We start from the raw sequence: 3,291 nt of genomic DNA, 5'->3' as shown, positions 1-3,291 counted from the left end.
GGAGGCGGCACGGGCGCGGGCGTGGGTCGGGAGTAGTTCTCCCCGGCGATGGCGCGCGACATCTTGTCCGCCATCTGGTCGCTGCCCGCGAGCAGGAAGTGCTCGCGCGCGCGGCCATACTCGCCCATCTGCGCCAGGGCGAGGCCCAGGTAGTTCTGGGCCTTCTGGTGCTCGGGGGACAAGTCGGTGGCGGTCTCGAACTCACGCACCGCGCGCTGCAGCGCGTTCGTCTTCAGATAGACCAGGCCCAGGTTGACCCGCAGCGTCGGGTCCACCGGGTTGTCGCGCACCAGCATCTCGTAGAGCTCCGCCGCCCTGTCGAACAGGCCGAGCTTGAAGTAGCAGAGCCCCAGGAGGTTCTGCGCCTTCTCGTTGCGGGGTTGGAGCTGGTGGGCGCGCTCCAGGAACTCCTTCGACTCGATGACCTTGTTGGCGGCCAGCAGCTCGCCACCGCGCTGGAGCTGCTGGAGGAACTCGTCGTCAGCGGGGCTCGTCTCCGCCCGCCCCTTCACGCGCGTCGTCATTCTGGGATGTGGGCTCGCGGGGACCGCTCTCGGCGGGCCGCTCGCGCTCCTTGTAGTGGTAGTAGAGCTGGAGCACCTTGCGGACGTACCCCTGCGTCTCCTCGTAGGGGGGCACCTTGCCGCCGTAGCGCTTCACCGCGTCTGGCCCCGCGTTGTAGGCGGCAATCATCTTCACCATGTCGCCCTCGAACATGTTGGCGAGCACGCGAAGGTAGCGCACGCCGCCCTCGATGTTGTCGCGCTCGTCGAAGATGTCCTTCACATACATGTCCGACGCCGTGGCCGGCATCAACTGCATCAGTCCGCTGGCGCCCTTGTGGCTGAGGGCATTCTTATTGAAGTTGCTCTCCGCGTGCATGATGGCGCGCACCAGCGCCGTGGGGATGCGGTAGCGCAGTGCCGCCGCGGCGATGTGCGGGTCCAGGTCCGGCGGCGTGTTCTTGCGGCCCACCGCCGGCGAGCTCTTCGCGGGCGCCTGGGCGAACGAGCCCTTCATCTTCTTCGCCGCCTTGGAGCCGGAGGGCGGCACGTTCGTGTAGACGATGGTCCCGTCCTTCTCCACGTAGCGGTAGATGGACTCGGACGCCCCCGCCCACAGCGGGAAGGCCAGCACGGCGAAGAGGCTGAGCGCGGGAATGGCACGCATATCGGCCCCCGAACCTTAGACACACGGAGGAAAGTCCTCAAGAAAACGCCTTGTTTCCGGCACTTACAGTCGTTAAGGCTGTCCGCCATGCCCCATCGGTTCGACTTTCTCGTCCTGGGAGGAGGCGTCGCGGGCCTCTCGTTCGCCCTCCAGGCGGCCAGGCACGGCACCGTGGCCGTGCTGACCAAGCGTGAGCGCGGAGAGAGCAACACGGCCTATGCCCAGGGGGGCATCGCCAGTGTGCTCGCGCCCACTGACAGCTTCGACGCCCACATCGAGGACACCCTCGTGGCCGGCGCGGGCCTGTGCCACCGGGACGCGGTGGAGGTGACGGTGAGGGAGGGGCCGGAGCGCGTCCAGGAGCTGGTGACGCTCGGCGCGGAGTTCAACCGGCAGACCTCCGGCGAGTTTGATTTGACGCGCGAGGGAGGCCACTCCGCGCGCCGCATCATCCACTCGGGCGACATCACCGGACGCGAGGTGCAGCGCGCCCTCCTGGCCCGGTGCGACGCGACGCCCAACATCACCTTCTTCCCCAACACGGCCGCCATCGACCTCATCCTGGACCGGCGTCAGCCCCGGCCCGGCACCACCCGGTGCGTGGGGGCGTACGCGCTCCTGGAGGATGGGAGCATCGAGCGCTTCCTGGCGAAGGTGACGGTGCTGGCCACCGGCGGCGCGGGCAAGGTGTACCTGTACACGTCCAACCCGGACGTGGCGACGGGTGACGGCGTGGCCATGGCGTACCGCGCGGGCGCGCAGGTGGCGAACATGGAGTTCTACCAGTTCCACCCCACCTGCCTGTACCACCCGGAGGCCAAGAGCTTCCTCATCAGCGAGGCGCTGCGCGGCGAGGGCGGCAAGCTCAAGCTCAAGGGCGGGCAGACCTTCATGGAGCGCTACCACCCGCTGGGCGCGCTCGCGCCGCGCGACGTGGTGGCGCGCGCCATCGACGCGGAGATGAAGCGCACCGGCGACGAGTGCGTGTACCTGGACATGACGCACATGGGCCGGGCCTTCCTCACCGAGCGCTTCCCCAACATCTACGCCACCTGCAAGGCGTTCAACATCGACATGGCGGTGCAGCCCATCCCCGTCGTCCCCGCGGCCCACTACCAGTGCGGCGGCGTGGTGACGGACCTGTACGGGCGCACGTCCGTGCCGGGCCTGTACGCCATCGGCGAGGTGTCCTGCACGGGCCTGCACGGCGCCAACCGGCTCGCGTCCAACTCGCTGCTGGAGGGACTGGTGTTCGGCCAGCGCGCCGTGCAAATCGCCCAGGAGGAGATGGCCTCCCTGTCCACGCCGGGCGAGGACCCACCGGCGTGGGACGCAGGCAGCGCGGTGGAGTCCGACGAGAGCGTCGTCGTCAGCCACAACTGGGACGAGATTCGCCGCCTCATGTGGAACTACGTCGGCATCGTCCGCACGGACAAGCGGCTGATGCGCGCGCGGCGCCGGCTGGAGCTCCTGCGCGAGGAGATTCGCGACTACTACTGGCGCTTCAAGGTGACTCGCGACGTCATCGAGCTGCGCAACATCGCCGACGTTGCGTTGCTCATCGTCGACTGCGCCAGCCGCCGCAAGGAGAGCCGCGGCCTGCACTTCACGCTCGACTATCCGCACCCCGACGACCACCACTGGTTGCGTGACACCACCCTCTCCCGGGAGCTGTGAGCGACATGTCCTCCGGACCGCGACACATCCTCGATGCCCCCGGCTCGGGCCCTGAACAGCGCGGAGGGGGCCACCCGTTCGGCACCCCGCCGCCGCCCCAGGCGCCCCAGCCCAAGCCCTGGGTCTGCTACGCCATCATCGGCATCTGCGTCGTGGTGTTCGGCCTGGAGGAGGCCGGCCAGCTCCCGTCGTTCGCCTCACGACAGCTTCCGGTGGGGGCGCTGTACGGCCCCGCGGTGCAGGGCGGGCAGTACTGGCGGCTGCTCGGCGCGGCCTTCGAGCACGGCGGCATCCTCCACCTCGTGTTCAACATGTCCGTGGTGGTGACGCTGGGCTTCACGCTGGAGCGGGGCATCGGCAGCGTGCGCTTCCTGGGGTTGTCGCTCGTCACCGCGCTGGGCGCGTCCACCTTCTCGCTGCTGTTCAACTTCGACACGCCCATGG

4 protein-coding genes are annotated in these 3,291 nt (G+C 68.8%); 2 read left to right on the top strand and 2 right to left on the bottom strand.

The window, feature by feature from the left end:
• Together HUW62_RS46440 and HUW62_RS46435 are read right to left on the bottom strand one after the other, a co-directional pair.
• The coding region (locus tag HUW62_RS46440) for a tetratricopeptide repeat protein (protein WP_176438100.1) at window positions 1–524 on the bottom strand (524 nt) is incomplete at its 3' end.
• Window positions 481–1,170 (bottom strand): lytic transglycosylase domain-containing protein, encoded by a 690-nt coding sequence (locus tag HUW62_RS46435; protein WP_163864840.1) that lies wholly within the window; start codon window positions 1,168–1,170, stop codon window positions 481–483. The genes HUW62_RS46435 and HUW62_RS46440, both read right to left, overlap by 44 nt.
• Window positions 1,171–1,257: 87 nt before the next feature.
• On the opposite strand from HUW62_RS46435, the gene nadB reads away from it, so the two are divergent.
• On the top strand, window positions 1,258–2,847 hold the full coding sequence (gene nadB / locus HUW62_RS46430) for an L-aspartate oxidase (RefSeq protein ID WP_163864839.1): 1,590 nt from the start codon (window positions 1,258–1,260) through the stop codon (window positions 2,845–2,847).
• Between the two features lie 5 nt (window positions 2,848–2,852).
• On the top strand, window positions 2,853–3,291 hold a 439-nt coding region (locus tag HUW62_RS49520), incomplete at its 3' end, for a rhomboid family intramembrane serine protease (RefSeq protein WP_255204027.1).

The sequence above is a fragment of the Myxococcus sp. AM011 genome (assembly GCF_013372595.1).
In the GTDB taxonomy this organism is placed as follows: domain Bacteria; phylum Myxococcota; class Myxococcia; order Myxococcales; family Myxococcaceae; genus Myxococcus; species Myxococcus eversor.
This window is presented reverse-complemented; position numbering and strand designations above follow the sequence as displayed.